Raw genomic sequence first — 14,265 nt, forward strand, 5'->3', positions numbered from 1 at the left:
CGCTGCATGACCGATCATGCCCTGCTGCTGGTCAACCTGGGTTCGCCAGCCTCCACTTCGGTAGCCGACGTGCGCCGCTACCTCAACCAGTTTCTGATGGACCCGTACGTGATCGACCTGCCGTGGCCGGTGCGGCGCTTGCTGGTGTCGCTGATCCTGATCAAGCGCCCTGAGCAGTCGGCTCATGCCTACGCATCGATCTGGTGGGATGAGGGCTCGCCGCTGGTGGTGCTGACCCGTCGTCTGCAAGCCGCCATGCATGCGCATTGGCCGCACGGCCCGGTGGAAGTGGCCATGCGCTATGGCCAGCCGGCGCTGCCGGAGGTGCTCAAGCGCCTGGCTGCGCAGGGCGTACGCAAGGTGACGCTGGCGCCGCTCTATCCGCAGTTCGCTGACAGCACGGTAACCACCGTGATCGAACTGGCGACGCAGACCATTGCGCAGCACCAGTTGCCGCTGGAGATGCGGGTTTTGCAGCCGTTCTATGATCAGCCGAGCTATATCGATGCGTTGGTGGCCAGTGCGCGGCCGTATCTGCAGGATGACTATGACCATCTGTTGTTGAGCTTCCATGGGCTGCCTGAGCGGCATCTGAAGAAGCTTGATCCGACCGGCAACCATTGCTTCCAGAGTGCCGATTGCTGCCAGCAGGCGTGTGCCAATGTGCGGGCCGTGTGCTATCGCTCGCAGTGCCTGGCCAGTGCGGCGGCGTTTGCCAAGGCGATGGGCATTGCGGATGGCAAGTGGTCGGCGTCGTTCCAGTCGCGGTTGGGGCGGGCCAAGTGGATCGAGCCTTATACCGAGACGCGGCTTGATGAGTTGGCCAAGGCTGGGGTGAAGCGGTTGCTGGTGATGTGCCCGGCGTTTGTTGCTGACTGTATCGAGACGCTCGAGGAGATCGGGGATCGGGGGCGGGAGCAGTTTATCGAGGCTGGGGGGGAGGAGTTGGTGCTTGTGCCTTGCTTGAATGATCATCCGCAGTGGGCTCGGACGTTGGCTCGGCTTTGTGAGGATGCCTGATGTAAGGGGCTGGTGATTGGGGGGATCCGTTTGATGTGTGGGTGTGCGGTTTTAGCACTATCCATTTGATTTAGCGGCTGCTCTGGCCCTTTTCGCCCTTACGGCGAGTCACTTTTTTGGCAAACGCCCCAAAAAAGTAACCAAAAAAGGGCTTGGCTCCACATCCGGCCCCTTCGCTGCGCTGCGGGGTTCCCTCGCTCCGGCCTTGCTCCCGGGAGGACCGCGCTGTACGGGCCTCCTGGCCCGCAGCGCTTGCCGGCCATCCATGGCCGTCACCTCCCTTCGCAAGACCTGTGCTCGGCCTCCTGAGTCGCCGGTGGATCAAGATCAAGGGCACGCCTCGCTGCGCTGGCGCAGATCAAGAGCCAAAGTCAAAGTCAAAAGCTTGCGCCGTGCTGCGGTCCCGGCAACCCCAAGTCAGGTAAAAAAAATACCGGATAAGCCCCAACAAAAGCTGGGTCAGCCAATCACCTCTCAAGGCAACTGATCATCCAGCTTGTTGTTCTTCCACCCATCATTCCCAGGCAGCAACAGATTCAACACAATCGCCACAATGGCACACAGCGCAATCCCCTTCAGACCCCAGTCATCCGGCCCATCACCGCTGCCAATCAGTACCCCGCCAATCCCGAACACCAACGTCACCGAAACAATCACTAGGTTACGCGCCTCGCTCAGGTCGATCTTGTGGCGGATCATGGTATTCATCCCCACCGCCGCAATCGAGCCAAACAGCAGACACAGAATCCCACCCATGACCGGCACCGGAATGCTCTGCAGCAGCGCACCAAACTTGCCGACAAACGCCAGGGTGATGGCAAACACCGCCGCCCAGGTCATGATCTTCGGGTTGTAGTTCTTGGTCAGCATCACCGCACCGGTCACTTCCGCGTAGGTCGTGTTGGGCGGCCCGCCGAACAGGCCGGCAGCAGTAGTGGCCAGGCCATCGCCCAGCAACGTGCGGTGCAAGCCGGGCTTTTTCAGGTAGTCGCGACCAGTCACGCTACCGACAGCAATCACTCCACCGATATGCTCGATTGCCGGCGCCAGGGCCACCGGAACGATGAACAGAATCGCCTGCCAGTTGAACGCTGGCGCGGTGAAATGCGGAATCGCCAGCCAAGGCGCCGCAGCGATCTTGGCTGTGTCGACCACGCCAAAGGCAAAGGCCATGGCAAAACCGACCAGGACCCCGGCAATGATCGGCACCAGGCGGAAGATGCCTTTGCCGAACACGGCCACGATCAGGGTGGTAAGCAGGGCCGGCATGGAAATCAGCATCGCGGTCTGGTACGGAATCAGCACGGCGCCATCGCCGCCCTTGCCCATGGCCATGTTGGCGGCAATCGGCGCCATCGCCAGGCCGATTGAAATGATTACCGGGCCGATCACCACCGGCGGCAGCATGCGGTCGATGAAACCGGTGCCTTTGATCTTCACCATCATGCCCATGAAGGTGTAGACGAAGCCTGCCGCCATCACTCCGCCCATGGTCTCGGCCAGGCCGAACTGACCCTTGGCGAGGATGATCGGGGTGATGAAGGCAAAGCTCGAGGCGAGAAACACCGGTACCTGACGGCCCGTCACCAGCTGGAACAGCAAGGTGCCGATGCCGGCAGTGAACAGCGCCACGTTAGGGTCGAGGCCGGTGATCAGCGGCATCAGCACCAGCGCGCCAAATGCCACGAAGAGCATCTGCGCGCCCGAGACGACCTGGCGCCAGAGCGGGTCGTTGAAGCCGTCCTGCATGATCAGGCGTCCTTCTGCTTGGTGCCGAAGATCTTGTCACCGGCATCGCCCAGGCCTGGGATGATGTAGCCGTGCTGGTTGAGGCGCTCGTCGATCGAGGCGGTGTAGATGCTCACATCCGGGTGGGCCTTCTCGACTGTGGCGATACCCTCGGGGGCCGCCACCAGCACCATCGCGCGGATCTCCTTGCAGCCGGCTTTTTTCAGCAGATCGATGGTGGCGACCATCGACGCACCGGTGGCCAGCATCGGGTCGATGATCAGTGCCAGGCGCTGGTTGATGTCCGGTGCCAGTTTCTCGAGGTAGGTGTGCGCTTCGAGGGTTTCTTCGTTGCGGGCAACGCCCACGGCGCTGACCTTGGCGCCCGGGATCAGGCTGAGCACGCCGTCGAGCATGCCGATGCCGGCACGCAGGATCGGTACTACAGTGATCTTCTTGCCGGCGATTTTCTCGACCTGGACTTTACCGCTCCAGCCGTCGATTTCGTAGGACTCCAGTGGCAGGTCCTGGGTGGCCTCATAAGTCAGCAGGGCGCCGACTTCCTGGGCGAGTTCGCGAAAGTTCTTGGTGCTGATATCGGCACGGCGCATAAGGCCGAGCTTGTGGCGGATCAGCGGATGGCGGATCTCACGAGTAGGCATGGGGGAGGGCTCCGGAAGGCGGGCAAAAAAACCGCGCTAGATTAATCTATTCAGCCTGAGCTGTCGCTTTGTCATTGTGCACGTTAGTCCATAAACGCTTGATCTGAGGCCAGCGGATGCGTACCTTTGCCCGCTTTTCCGATTCCGACCCCTGGGGAGCGCCATGTCCGCCGATCTCGAGCACATCCGCCAAGTCATGCGCGAAGCTGACTGCCTGTACAACGAAGCCGAGGTCGAAGCGGCCATTGCCAAGGTAGGCGAGCACATCAGCCGCGAGCTGCATGACAAGAACCCGGTCGTGTTCTGCGTCATGAACGGTGGCCTGATTTTCGCCGGCAAGCTGCTCACCCATCTGCAGTTCCCGCTGGAAGCGTCCTACCTGCACGCCACTCGCTACCGCAACCAGACCAGCGGCGGTGAGCTGTTCTGGAAGGCCAAGCCGGAAGTATCGTTCATTGACCGCGATGTGCTGATCGTCGATGACATTCTCGACGAGGGCCACACCCTCAGCGCGATCATCGAGTTCTGCAAGCACGCCGGCGCCCGTGAGGTGTATACCGCCGTGCTGATCGACAAGGAGCATGACCGCAAGGCCAGCCCGGACCTGAAGGCCAACTTCGTCGGCTTGCCATGCATCGACCGCTACATCTTCGGCTACGGCATGGACTACAAAGGCTACTGGCGCAACGCCAACGGCATCTTCGCCGTCAAGGGCCTGTAAGCCATGCGCGCGCCGGCATTCATCGACCAGTCCTTGTTTGCCGGCCTGGCCGAGCAGGCTGCGGCCAACCCGCGCGGGCGTCAGCACCATAACTTTCATGCCATGGCCGAACCGTGCCACCGCATGGCGGTTGGCTTGCAGCCTGACACCTACATCCCGCCGCATCGCCACCTGAGCGAAGACAAGGCCGAGACCTTGCTGGTGCTCAAAGGGCGCCTTGGCCTGCTGCTGTTCGACGAGGAGGGCGGGGTTATCGAAAAACGCCTGCTCGAGGCCGGTGGCGAGTGCCTCGGTGTCGACCTGCCACCGGGCGTCTATCACGCGCTGGTGGTGCTCGCCGCCGACAGCATTCTGTTCGAGTGCAAGGCCGGCCCTTATCGCCCGGTGGGTGAGGGTGAGCTGGCGCCATGGGCCCCGCGTGAGGGTGAGCCAGGGGTTGCCGCATACCAGGTGTGGATGCGCGCGCAGTTCGCCTGAGCGGGCATGCTAGAGTGCGGCTTCATGCCAAGGAGCCTCACATGCGTGCGTTCATTCCCTTGCTGTTGGCGCTGAGCCTGCCGTTGTCTGCGGCGCCCCTGCACAGCCAGTTTCTGCCACCTGATGACCAGTCGCTGCGCCAAGAGGCGCCGACCAGTCAACAGTTGCTGCAAGTCACCGACTACTCGGTAGTGGTCGGCACCCAGCGTCAGTCTGACCAACAACCGATCCCGATCACCGCCTCGCTGCAGATGCGCCTGAAAGGCAAGCCGCTGAGCAAGGGCGCGACGATTACCCAAGTATTGCTCAGCTTCGATGGTGAAGGTGGCAAGAGCCTGAAGAAGCCAGTCTACGACGACAAGACCCGCACCCTGAGCCTGAACTACCCGATGGCCGACTACCGGGTGATCATCGACCTGCTGCGCAACGAGACCCTCTACGTGCAGTTTCTGACTTACGCCAACGGCCATGTCTGGGCGGATCTGCATACCGGCGCCGTACGTACGCGTTGAGGCCTGCGCATTGGCGGGGGTACACTGCCGCCCTGCGAAATTTGGTGATGGCTTAGGTGGAGTCGGCAATGCGTAAAGACAAGAAGCAAGTGATTGGTGACGAGATCAGTGACGACTACATCAAGTCGTTTCTGCAGTACGACCCGGCCGACGGCGTGACGTCGCCGTCCGCGCACAAGCTGGTCAAAGCCTATCGTGGCCTGCGCATCGATGACTTCGAGCGGTTTGTCGGGTTCTTCGTCGAGGCGGGTTATGAGCTGGACGGCAAGGACGAACACGGTCAGACCTTCGTCGAGCAGATCGCTGATCAGCGTAATGCGGCGGAGTACATCGAGATCATCAACAACGCCCGTGGTTGAGTGATCTGAGTCTGGAGTGATTTGGGGCCGCAGAGCGGCCCCTAGACCGGTCAGGCGTAATGCTGAGCCGGGCTGCTTTCAACCATCTGCAATACCTGGTCGTTATGCTCGCTGACCTTGCGGTACAGCGCTGCATCGCTGGCCAGGACACTTTCCCGAGCAGGGAAGATCTCGTGCAGCTTGCTCGCCCAGGCACCCTTGGCTTGCTCAGGGAAGCAGCGTTCGATCAGATCAAGCATGATCGACACCGTCACCGAAGCACCAGGCGATGCGCCCAGCAGGGCCGCCAGGCTGCCGTCGGCCGCCGCAACCAGCTCGGTGCCAAATTGCAGCACGCCGCCTTTTTTCGGGTCTTTCTTGATGATCTGCACGCGCTGGCCGGCCACTTCCAGGCGCCAGTCTTCGGCTTTGGCTTCTGGGTAGAAGCGGCGCAGCGAGTCCAGGCGTTGCTCCATCGACTGCATCACTTCACTGACCAGGTACTTGGTCAAGTCCATGTTGTCGCGCGCGACTGCCAGCATCGGGCCGAGGTTGCCCAGGCGTACCGACAGTGGCAGGTCGAGCAGCGAACCGTGCTTGAGGAACTTGGTGGTGAAGCCGGCGTAGGGCCCGAACAGCAGCGAAGTCTTGCCGTCGACGACACGGGTATCCAGGTGCGGCACCGACATCGGCGGAGCGCCTACAGCAGCCTGGCTGTAGACCTTGGCCTGGTGCTGCTTGACGATTTCCGGGTTGTCGCAGCGTAGCCACTGGCCGCTCACCGGGAAGCCGCCAAAGCCTTTGCTCTCGGGGATGCCCGAAGCCTGCAGCAATGGCAATGCCGCGCCACCAGCGCCGAGGAAGACAAAGCGTGCATCGACTTCACGGCTACCGCCGCTATTGACGTCCTTGATGCTGACGGTCCAGCCGGCGCCGTTACGGCGCAGGCCGACGACCTTCTTGCTGTACTTGACCTGGCTGTCCGCGGTGTTGCCGAGCATTTTCAGCAGCTTGTTGGTCAAGGCGCCGAAGTTGACGTCGGTGCCCTTCATCACGCGGGTTGCGGCGATGTGCTGGTCGGCCGGGCGGCCGGGCATCATCAACGGCATCCAGTCGCGCATCACCGCCTTGTCTTCGGTGTACTCCATCTCGCTGAAGGCGTGGTGCTGCTTGAGCAGCTCGAAACGCTTCTTGAGGAAGGACACGCCCTTGTCACCTTCGACGTAGCTCAGGTGTGGCACGGGATTGATGAAGTCACGCGGCGCGCCGAGGCCGCCCTTGTTGATCAGGTACGCCCAGAACTGCCGTGACACCTCGAACTGGGTGTTGATGTGCACGGCCTTCTTGATGTCGATGCTGCCATCGGCGGCCTGCGGCGTGTAGTTCAGCTCGCACAGGCCGGCATGGCCGGTCCCGGCGTTGTTCCAGGGATTCGAGCTTTCTGCAGCCCCGGAGTCCATCGCCTCGACGACCTCCAGTTTAAGGGCCGGGTCGAGCTCCTTGAGCAGTACGGCCAGGGTGGCACTCATGATGCCCGCGCCTACCAGTACTACATCAACCGATTCGTTCTGCGCCATTAACGCGTCTCCACAATCTACAGCACCTAATTGACAGCATAGGATCCCTGGGGTTGCCAGGCTCGCCATGTCCGACTCTTCGCAGTTCTTGCAACTTCGCGAACACCGCCAATCAGTCTCAGGGTTCAGCTATTGAACGCTGATTGCCACGGCTGCGGCAATTCGACTTATGGTCAAGGTGTCCGACGTGCGTTATGGACCGGCCTCAGTGACTCATCAAGGATGAGCGCCAATACCGGCCATCAGGGGCTGTTGGGGACACATCTGCTGCTGTTGCACATGCCAGACTGTTCATTTGCTCGCCACACTCTTGTGAAGTTGTGAAAACCTGGTTTTTTCCACGCTCTTTTGGAGACGTGAACCTCAAAAAGGGACTGCGCGATGGCAACCCACAGGTTCATGCAGTGCAGAAGGCCAGAAAAAGCAGGCGCAACAGCCGGATGCAAGACCTGAAGTGGAAGGCTCTCTGTGGGCGAGGCGGTGAAGGTGCCGGGGTCAATCGGCAGGTGCGGGGCCCGATCAGGAGACGTCCTTATAATCGGGGGGAGATTATAGCGATGTCGCGGGCAGAAAGGTCGTTAATCGCGGTTTTTATTGCAGCATTTGTCAGGCGGGCAGGCTGCGTTGCTGCCAACGACGGCTTGCACGGGCGCAAACCCGGGCGCTGGCAGGCAAGGCCCGGCCCAGCCAGGCAAGCTGCATGTCACTGACCTGAACCCAGCCGCTACCGCTGGGCGGCAGGCTGCACTGCTTGAAACCCAGGCAGCAACCGGTGCTGTCGAGGCGAGCATAGATAAGCTGGGGCGAGCGCTTGAACAGCAGGTTCCAGAGCGAGGCCATGGCGGCGAATCCTGTTTGGAGTGGGCTGGGCCAAGGATAACGGCACGGCCATGAAAGCATTATGACAAGCGGATATAGCCGATAGCTGGCGTTCAAGCGGCTGGGTATACTGTGGGCCTTTGCCGCATTTTCTGGAGAAACGCGCATGTTGCAACGTCTGCTGTTCGGTTTGCTCGCGGTGGCCAGCCTGAGCCTGGTCGGCTGTGCCCACAGCCCGCAACAACTCAGCCCGCAACCCAAGCTGACCACTCAGCTCAATCCGGTCGGTCGCGGCCAGCCAGTCGTGGTACGGGTGGTCGATGGTCGTCCTTCGCAGTCGCTCGGCACCCGTGGCGGCATGTACCCGGAAACCAGCACCATCAGCGTCAACGGCAACGATGTCGTGCCCAAGCTGCAGGCTCAGGCCGAAGCAGCGGTGCGTCTGCTCGGTTTCACCCCGACCCAGGGCGGCTCCAATGCGCCGCAGTTGACCGTGACCCTGGCCGAACTGAAGTACCAGTCGCCCAAGGACAAGATGTATGTGACCGAGGCGACCATCGGCGCGACCTTCCGTGCTGACGTAGCCAATGCCAACCGCCGTTACAGCGGCCGTTACGGCGCTTCGCTGGATCAGCGCTTCGGCATGGCGCCGAACCAGGAAACCAACACCAAGCTGGTCAGTGATGTGCTCAGCGATGCCTTGACCCGTCTGTTCAAGGACCCGACCATCGGTCAGGTGCTCGGCGAATAAGCGTTCGTCACAGCCAGGTCATAAAAAAACCGCTGCCTGAATCTCAGGCGGCGGTTTTTTTTGCTTCAGGACCAGGCGATAGCGCAGCGCAGAGAACAAATGGTATGGCAGATGAAATCCGTCGGCAGTTGGTCGTAAAGCCGCAGCCAACGCGTCCGGCTTGGGTAGAATGCTCGGCTTTGCTGTCGCGACTGCGAGGTCTGTAATGTCTGTGCAAGTACTCTGGGGGCTGCTGGCGGCCCATCCGGCCAAGCTGATCAACCTGCTGGCCCTGCTGATTACCTGCCCTGGCGGCCTGCTGCTGCAAAGCGCCCGGCGCCGGGCGGCGCTGACGCGGCGCAGCCTGGCGGTCGACGAAGGCCTGGTCGACGCCTTTGATCGGCGCGTGCCGCGTTACTACTACACCCTCGGCTCGGCGTGCCTGGCGCTGGCGCTGCTGTTGTCCTGGTTGAGTACCTGGGTCTGACGGCGGGGCTGCTGCCAGCCCCACCGCGGTTCAGGCAACCTGGCTCTGGACCTTGACCTGATACTGATTGCGTACCGGCGTTGCGTACTGCAGCACCAGGTACGGCTGCTGTTCGACCGGGCAGGCGTCGAGGCGGCGTTGCCATTCCTGCTTGGCTTTGGCCAGCTCTTCAGCCTGGAACAGCTTCTCGGCAGGCGGCACGGCCAGTGCCGGGTCGGCATCCTGCCACATTGCGTAGGCCAGGTAGTGCACCGGGAACAAGCGGTAACCACCCAGGATCTGCCGGTCAACTTCCTGCGCCAACAGCTTGGTATCGGCAAAGAACTCCCTGACCGGTGCAGCGAAGTGGATATGCACGCGGCCTTTATAGCCGGTGATGCCCGTAGCGATGCTCTTGTCGTCTTCACCGGGCGCCTTGGTATAGCTGCCGGTGGTGGCGCGGATGTACAGCTCGCGCGCCTTGGCCTGATCGCAAGGGTCATACTCGTAGCTGATCGATACCGGCGTCAGGTTCAGGCCCTGGATCACCGCGCCGAATGGCTCGTCCTTGCGGCTCATGTGGAACATCTTGAGGATCGCCGAATCGGTACGGTCATCGCCGTCCTTGGCCCGGCCTTCAGCCTGGGCGATCCAGATCGACGCGCCATCGGTGCGGATCGAATGATTGATGTAGGCCGAGAGCAACTGATAAGCCGCCAGCTTCTCGCGCCGCCCGGTCAATGAGCGGTGCACGATGAAGCTCTTGTTCAGGCGCATCATGTCGCTGACAAAAGGCTTTTGCAGGAGGTTGTCGCCAATGGCGATGCGCGGCGTTGGCAGGCCGGCGTGGTACACCGCGTAGTTGACGAAGGCCGGATCCATGACGATGTCGCGGTGGTTGGCCAAAAACAGGTAAGCCGTACCTGCCTTGAGCTGCTCGACACCTGAATAGGTGACGCCGTCGGTGGCGCGATCGATGGTCTGGTCGACGTAATACTCGACTTTGTCCTGCAGGGTCGCGACGCAACTGACGCCGGCGAACTCTTTGCGCAGGCGGCGCGCGATCAACGGCTTGAGCAGCCAGCCGAAGGCACCGGCCGCCCGCGGGAAGCGGAAGTGGGTGAGGATATCGAGGAATGCCGGGTCGCTGAACAGGCGCGCCAGCACCGCCTGCACCTCAGCATCGTCATACGGTCGGATGGCATCGAATTCGCCCATCATGCTCTCTTGTTGGAAACGACTAGGGTAATAGATAGGGGGCGGCTCCGAAAAACGGCTCGGACGCGCGCAGGTCCCGTAAACAGACCGACAATTATACGCATAAGTCACCCTGGAGGCCGCGATGCTGGAAACTGCATTCTACGATTGCCCTTACTGTGGAGAGGGGGTGGAGACCACGGTTGATCTGTCCGGCGGTGATCAGCGCTACATCGAAGACTGTCAGGTCTGCTGCCGGCCGATCGTGTTCGACCTGCAGGTGCATGGCGACGAGTGGATGCTCGATGTGAAAAGCGAGGATGACGCCTGATGCGACGAATCTACGAGCCAGAGAACTTGCTGGAGGCCGAACTGCTGGTGGCGGTGCTGGCCAGCGAGGGCATCGAGGTGCACCTGGTCGGCCGCGACCTGGTCGGCGCCGCCGGTGAGCTGCCATTGCACGGTTTGCTCGGCCTGGCGGTGGCCGATGAGCAGGCCGGCTACGCACGCGAGCTGATCGATGCGTACAATGTTGCCCAGCCAGTTGCTGGCGACGAACCGGAGAGTTATCCCGGGACACTGATTTGCTAGGTTGTATATCGCATGTGTGGACGCTACGCCCTGTTTCGCTGGACCCCGGCCTTTGCCGCACTGCCGGGCTACCCCGCCGACCAACAGGCGCAATGGAACATCGCGCCCGGCGCCTCGGTGCTGATCCAGCGCCAGCTTGACGGCCAGCTACAGGTGGCCAGAGCGCGCTGGGGGCTGACCCCGCCGTGGCTAACCGACTTGTCCAAGACGCCGGCGCAAGCGCGGGCCGAGACCCTGGCCGAACAGCCGATGTTTCGCCAGGCGTTTACCCAGCGCCGTTGCCTGATGCCGGCCAACGGTTTTTACGAATGGCGTGGCAGTGTGCGCAAGCGGCCTTACTGGCTGACGCCGGGCGAGGGCGCGGCGCTGTTCTTTGCAGCGATATGGGAGGCATACCCGGTGCAGGAGCAAGTCTGGCTAAGCTGCGCAGTGGTCACCCAGGCGGTGGTCAATCAGCGCCGGCCACTGATCCTCGACGAAGCCGGGCAGGCTGCCTGGCTTGATCCAGAGACGCCTCTGGCGCGTTTGCATGAGTTGCTTGCTGGCCCACCGGCTGCGCTACGCGAGCGGGCGCTGGCCAATTTCGTCAATGATCCCAAGCTGGATGCGCCGGAGTGTCTGACGCCGGCTTGACGTGGTGCAGAAAAACCTCGGGTTAAATCTTCCCTATGGCTCTGGCGGCGCCGGGCGTCTGCGCCTAGGATACGCGGCACGTACCCAGGGAGTGTTTTATGCGTAAGTCATTTGTTCTCAGCCTGCTCGCTGCCGGCGTCCTGCTGAGCGGCTGCCAGGCGGTGAATACCACCAGTGGCGGCGCCGTCGGCGTTGAGCGCAAGCAGTACATGTTCAGCATGCTGTCGACCGACGAGGTCAACAACATGTATGCCCAGTCCTATCAGCAGACCTTGAGCGAAGCCTCGAGCAAGGGCGTGCTCGATAAAAGCAGCGCCGAAGCCAAGCGCGTGCAGGCCATCGCCGATCGCCTGATCGCCCAAGCGCCGCAGTTTCGCCCGGATTCTGCGCAGTGGAAGTGGGAAGTCAACGTCATCAAGAGTGACGAACTCAACGCGAACTGCGGCCCTGGCGGCAAGATCATCGTCTACACCGGCCTGATCGATCAGCTCAAGCTGACCGACGCTGAAATCGCCGCCGTGATGGGCCATGAGATCGCTCACGCCCTGCGTGAGCATGGTCGTGAAGCGATGTCCAAGGCCTATGGGATCGAGATGGCCCGCTCCGGTGCTGGCGCCCTGCTGGGCCTGGGCCAGGACAGCATGGCCCTCGCCGACACCGTAGTGAACTACTCCATGACCTTGCCCAACAGCCGTGCCAACGAGAACGAGGCGGATCTGATCGGTCTTGAGCTGTCGGCCCGTGCCGGCTACGACCCGAACGCCGCGATCACCTTGTGGAACAAGATGAGCAAGGCGTCCGAGGGCGCCCCGCCTGAGTTCATGAGCACTCACCCGGCTTCGTCCAGCCGGATCGCCTCGTTGCAGGCTGCCATTCCCAAGGTGATGCCGTTGTATCAGGCTGCCAAGAAGTAAGCGGTTTTGGGGCTGCGAAGCAGCCCCAAAATCCCTGCTGAATCAGCCAATCCAGCCACTGCTCTTCATCGCCGAATACACCGCGACGATCGCCAGCACCACAAACGCCGTGGCAGCCAGGCGCCGAATCAGTGTCAGCGGCAACTTCTCCGCCGCAAAGTTACCCGCCAATACCACCGGTACGTTGGCAATCAACATGCCCAGGGTGGTACCGATAATCACCATGATCAGGTGCGGATACTGCGCCGCCAGCATCACGGTGGCGACCTGAGTCTTGTCGCCGATCTCGGCCAGGAAGAACGCAATCAAGGTCGTCACGAACGGCCCGAAGCGGCGTGCTGCGCTGCTTTCGTCGTCGTCCATCTTGTCCGGCACCAGGGTCCACAACGCGGTTGCGACAAAGCTTGCGGCGAGCACCCAGTGCAAAACCGACTCGGTGAAGAAACCACTTACCCACGCCCCAACTGCACCTGCCGCAGCGTGGTTGGCCAGGGTGGCGACAACGATACCGGCGATGATCGGCCAGGGTTTGCGAAAGCGGGCAGCAAGGATGAGCGCGAGCAGTTGCGTCTTGTCGCCTATTTCGGCGAGCGCAACGATGGCGGTTGGTACGAGAAGGGATTCCAGCATCAGGGTTCCTACGGGGGCGGGTCGACACGGCTATGACACGTACAGCCTTCCCGCCCCGGGTAAGGTGTGCGTGTCATAGGTCTTGTCAAACCCTGGGTCCGTCTGTGCGGACCGTGGGTCGTACGCGCCATGGTCTGAGGACCAAGTATGTTGACGCGTACCGGGCAAGCTTAGGTGCTTGCGGGAGACTACTCCCCTAGGACGGAGCGGATTCTGCCTAGGCAAATCCGTTTGGGCAAGCGCTATTTTCTATCCGCGTTTTGCCTGGTAAATCCTGAAACCCTGTTCTTCGATCAGCGTCTTGCAGTTGCCCAGGGCCTGCTGGATGTACGGTTGATAGCGCAGGAAGGTGTTCGCAACAAGGCGAAGTTCGCCACCTGATCGCAGATGTTCAGCCGATTTTTTCAGCAGTGTTTCCGAGGCGTTGTAGTCAGTGTGGACGCCGGTATGGAACGGCGGATTGCTCAGGATTACCTGCAGATCACGCGGTGCAGCATCGATTCCATCGCCACTGATGACTTCAGCTTGCAAGCCGTTGGCGGCAAGGGTGAGGCGGCTGCTGGCCACCGCGAAGGCATCGACGTCGAGCATGGTTACCTGGCTGTCCGGGTAACGGCGCTTGACGATCGAGCCGATTACGCCCGCGCCGCAGCCGAAGTCGAGTACCGGGCCAACCGCCAGGCCGTCCAGATGCTCAAGCAACAGGGCGGTGCCGCGGTCCAGCCGGCCATGGCTGAACACCCCGGGCAGGCTGACGATCTGCAGCGGACCATCGGCCAGCGGCAGTTCGAAGCGTTCAGCCAGGCTTTCCAGTGGGGTGGCGGGCGGGGCGTTGTCGACGGTTACCTGCCACAGCTGGCAGTGGCGTGCACTGTCGAGCTTGCGCGGCTTGCCGAAGGCTTGCAGCAGCTTGGCGCCGCCTTCGATCCCGCCGCGCTTTTCACCGACCAGATACAGCTCACGGCCAGCCAGGCGCGAAGCCAGGGCGTTGAGCAGGTAGGCGGCCAGTTCGCGCGACTTGGGCATGAACACTACCGCGGCATCGAACGGCATCTGCGGCGGCTCGACGCCATGCTGGTTGCGCCCGGCAAAGCGCGCTTCGAGCAGGGCCTGGTCGCCGGCGTGCCAGGTCCAGCCGTGGGCCTGCGGCAGTTGGCCGAGCAGATCGTCGGCGGGCAGGCCGGCAAGCAGCACCGAGCCCTGGAACAACTCCGCCTGACGGAGCAACACTTCACTGCGCGGGTCCATGG

At 61.9% G+C, this 14,265-nt stretch carries 18 protein-coding genes and 1 riboswitch; of the genes, 11 read left to right on the plus strand and 7 right to left on the minus strand.

Translation table 11 applies throughout. The annotated features are described in order from the left end of the window. The first annotated feature begins 6 nt into the window (after positions 1-6). Positions 7-1,020: a ferrochelatase gene (hemH, locus tag M2396_RS21285; protein WP_259077810.1), complete on the plus strand. Its 1,014-nt coding sequence runs from the start codon at positions 7-9 to the stop codon at positions 1,018-1,020. A 474-nt stretch (positions 1,021-1,494) separates the two neighbouring features. On the opposite strand, the gene M2396_RS21290 is transcribed toward hemH, so the two are convergent. Further along, a complete protein-coding gene (locus tag M2396_RS21290; RefSeq protein WP_103436044.1) occupies positions 1,495-2,769 on the minus strand; it encodes a uracil-xanthine permease family protein in 1,275 nt (424 codons plus the stop codon). Positions 2,770-2,771: 2 nt separating this feature from the next. Continuing rightward, complete coding sequence (gene upp / locus M2396_RS21295; protein ID WP_101316519.1) at positions 2,772-3,410, minus strand: uracil phosphoribosyltransferase; 639 nt, start codon at positions 3,408-3,410, stop codon at positions 2,772-2,774. Positions 3,411-3,573: 163 nt separating this feature from the next. Between upp and M2396_RS21300 the strand changes: the two genes are divergently transcribed. From M2396_RS21300 to M2396_RS21315, 4 genes are all read left to right on the plus strand, one after another. After that, complete coding sequence (locus M2396_RS21300) at positions 3,574-4,131, plus strand: hypoxanthine-guanine phosphoribosyltransferase (RefSeq protein ID WP_101316521.1); 558 nt, start codon at positions 3,574-3,576, stop codon at positions 4,129-4,131. Positions 4,132-4,134: 3 nt separating this feature from the next. Next, the gene (locus M2396_RS21305; protein ID WP_101316523.1) at positions 4,135-4,608 is read left to right on the plus strand and encodes a WbuC family cupin fold metalloprotein; all 474 of its coding nucleotides are present in this window, start codon (positions 4,135-4,137) and stop codon (positions 4,606-4,608) included. 41 nt (positions 4,609-4,649) lie between these two features. After that, complete coding sequence (locus M2396_RS21310; protein ID WP_259077814.1) at positions 4,650-5,120, plus strand: hypothetical protein; 471 nt, start codon at positions 4,650-4,652, stop codon at positions 5,118-5,120. 68 nt (positions 5,121-5,188) lie between these two features. Continuing rightward, on the plus strand, positions 5,189-5,479 hold the full coding sequence (locus M2396_RS21315; protein WP_101316527.1) for a PA4642 family protein: 291 nt from the start codon (positions 5,189-5,191) through the stop codon (positions 5,477-5,479). 50 nt (positions 5,480-5,529) lie between these two features. Here M2396_RS21315 and mqo read toward each other — a convergent pair whose 3' ends face one another. Both mqo and M2396_RS21325 read right to left on the minus strand, forming a co-directional pair. Next, positions 5,530-7,035, minus strand: coding sequence for a malate dehydrogenase (quinone) (gene mqo, locus M2396_RS21320; protein ID WP_101316529.1), 1,506 nt, complete (start codon positions 7,033-7,035; stop codon positions 5,530-5,532). A 606-nt stretch (positions 7,036-7,641) separates the two neighbouring features. Further along, positions 7,642-7,875, minus strand: coding sequence for a hypothetical protein (locus tag M2396_RS21325; RefSeq protein WP_150573434.1), 234 nt, complete (start codon positions 7,873-7,875; stop codon positions 7,642-7,644). A 145-nt stretch (positions 7,876-8,020) separates the two neighbouring features. On the opposite strand from M2396_RS21325, the gene M2396_RS21330 reads away from it, so the two are divergent. Both M2396_RS21330 and M2396_RS21335 read left to right on the plus strand, forming a co-directional pair. Next, positions 8,021-8,605 carry a YajG family lipoprotein gene (locus M2396_RS21330; RefSeq protein ID WP_101316532.1) on the plus strand — a complete coding sequence of 195 codons (585 nt, stop codon included), beginning with the start codon at positions 8,021-8,023 and terminating at the stop codon, positions 8,603-8,605. Positions 8,606-8,810: 205 nt separating this feature from the next. After that, the gene (locus M2396_RS21335) at positions 8,811-9,071 is read left to right on the plus strand and encodes a hypothetical protein (RefSeq protein ID WP_101316534.1); all 261 of its coding nucleotides are present in this window, start codon (positions 8,811-8,813) and stop codon (positions 9,069-9,071) included. A 30-nt stretch (positions 9,072-9,101) separates the two neighbouring features. On the opposite strand, the gene M2396_RS21340 is transcribed toward M2396_RS21335, so the two are convergent. Next, a complete protein-coding gene (locus M2396_RS21340) occupies positions 9,102-10,271 on the minus strand; it encodes a 1-acyl-sn-glycerol-3-phosphate acyltransferase (protein ID WP_188035358.1) in 1,170 nt (389 codons plus the stop codon). Between the two features lie 121 nt (positions 10,272-10,392). Between M2396_RS21340 and M2396_RS21345 the strand changes: the two genes are divergently transcribed. The 4 genes from M2396_RS21345 (at position 10,393) to M2396_RS21360 (ending at position 12,385) form a co-directional block, all read left to right on the plus strand. Beyond that, positions 10,393-10,578, plus strand: coding sequence for a CPXCG motif-containing cysteine-rich protein (locus tag M2396_RS21345; RefSeq protein ID WP_101316538.1), 186 nt, complete (start codon positions 10,393-10,395; stop codon positions 10,576-10,578). Further along, the gene (locus tag M2396_RS21350) at positions 10,578-10,838 is read left to right on the plus strand and encodes a putative signal transducing protein (RefSeq protein WP_101316540.1); all 261 of its coding nucleotides are present in this window, start codon (positions 10,578-10,580) and stop codon (positions 10,836-10,838) included. The genes M2396_RS21345 and M2396_RS21350 overlap by 1 nt, the downstream gene beginning before the upstream one ends. 12 nt (positions 10,839-10,850) lie before the next feature. Next, on the plus strand, positions 10,851-11,471 hold the full coding sequence (locus tag M2396_RS21355) for an SOS response-associated peptidase (RefSeq protein WP_181089871.1): 621 nt from the start codon (positions 10,851-10,853) through the stop codon (positions 11,469-11,471). Positions 11,472-11,569: 98 nt separating this feature from the next. Next, entirely contained in the window at positions 11,570-12,385 is an 816-nt protein-coding gene (locus M2396_RS21360) for a M48 family metallopeptidase (protein WP_101316543.1), read from the plus strand. A gap of 42 nt (positions 12,386-12,427) precedes the next feature. Here the strand turns inward: M2396_RS21360 and M2396_RS21365 are convergent, their stop codons facing one another. Both M2396_RS21365 and M2396_RS21370 read right to left on the minus strand, forming a co-directional pair. Beyond that, entirely contained in the window at positions 12,428-13,012 is a 585-nt protein-coding gene (locus M2396_RS21365) for a TMEM165/GDT1 family protein (protein WP_178080814.1), read from the minus strand. 91 nt (positions 13,013-13,103) lie between these two features. Further along, positions 13,104-13,224: riboswitch (yybP-ykoY riboswitch) on the minus strand. 40 nt (positions 13,225-13,264) lie between these two features. Beyond that, positions 13,265-14,263, minus strand: coding sequence for a class I SAM-dependent methyltransferase (locus M2396_RS21370; RefSeq protein ID WP_150570062.1), 999 nt, complete (start codon positions 14,261-14,263; stop codon positions 13,265-13,267). Between the last annotated feature and the right edge of the window lie 2 nt (positions 14,264-14,265).

It is taken from the genome of Pseudomonas sp. BIGb0278 (assembly GCF_024809895.1).
Taxonomy (GTDB): domain Bacteria; phylum Pseudomonadota; class Gammaproteobacteria; order Pseudomonadales; family Pseudomonadaceae; genus Aquipseudomonas; species Aquipseudomonas shirazensis.

Coding starts and splice junctions, on each gene's coding strand:
- upp (WP_101316519.1), bottom strand. CDS start 3,410: ATGCCTACTCGTGAGATCCGCCATCCGCTGATCCGCCACAAGCTCGGC.
- M2396_RS21370 (WP_150570062.1), bottom strand. CDS start 14,263: ATGGACCCGCGCAGTGAAGTGTTGCTCCGTCAGGCGGAGTTGTTCCAG.
- mqo (WP_101316529.1), bottom strand. CDS start 7,035: ATGGCGCAGAACGAATCGGTTGATGTAGTACTGGTAGGCGCGGGCATC.
- M2396_RS21345 (WP_101316538.1), top strand. CDS start 10,393: ATGCTGGAAACTGCATTCTACGATTGCCCTTACTGTGGAGAGGGGGTG.
- M2396_RS21340 (WP_188035358.1), bottom strand. CDS start 10,271: ATGATGGGCGAATTCGATGCCATCCGACCGTATGACGATGCTGAGGTG.
- M2396_RS21305 (WP_101316523.1), top strand. CDS start 4,135: ATGCGCGCGCCGGCATTCATCGACCAGTCCTTGTTTGCCGGCCTGGCC.
- M2396_RS21355 (WP_181089871.1), top strand. CDS start 10,851: ATGTGTGGACGCTACGCCCTGTTTCGCTGGACCCCGGCCTTTGCCGCA.
- M2396_RS21360 (WP_101316543.1), top strand. CDS start 11,570: ATGCGTAAGTCATTTGTTCTCAGCCTGCTCGCTGCCGGCGTCCTGCTG.
- M2396_RS21350 (WP_101316540.1), top strand. CDS start 10,578: ATGCGACGAATCTACGAGCCAGAGAACTTGCTGGAGGCCGAACTGCTG.
- M2396_RS21330 (WP_101316532.1), top strand. CDS start 8,021: ATGTTGCAACGTCTGCTGTTCGGTTTGCTCGCGGTGGCCAGCCTGAGC.
- M2396_RS21335 (WP_101316534.1), top strand. CDS start 8,811: ATGTCTGTGCAAGTACTCTGGGGGCTGCTGGCGGCCCATCCGGCCAAG.
- M2396_RS21290 (WP_103436044.1), bottom strand. CDS start 2,769: ATGCAGGACGGCTTCAACGACCCGCTCTGGCGCCAGGTCGTCTCGGGC.
- M2396_RS21325 (WP_150573434.1), bottom strand. CDS start 7,875: ATGGCCTCGCTCTGGAACCTGCTGTTCAAGCGCTCGCCCCAGCTTATC.
- hemH (WP_259077810.1), top strand. CDS start 7: ATGACCGATCATGCCCTGCTGCTGGTCAACCTGGGTTCGCCAGCCTCC.
- M2396_RS21310 (WP_259077814.1), top strand. CDS start 4,650: ATGCGTGCGTTCATTCCCTTGCTGTTGGCGCTGAGCCTGCCGTTGTCT.
- M2396_RS21300 (WP_101316521.1), top strand. CDS start 3,574: ATGTCCGCCGATCTCGAGCACATCCGCCAAGTCATGCGCGAAGCTGAC.
- M2396_RS21315 (WP_101316527.1), top strand. CDS start 5,189: ATGCGTAAAGACAAGAAGCAAGTGATTGGTGACGAGATCAGTGACGAC.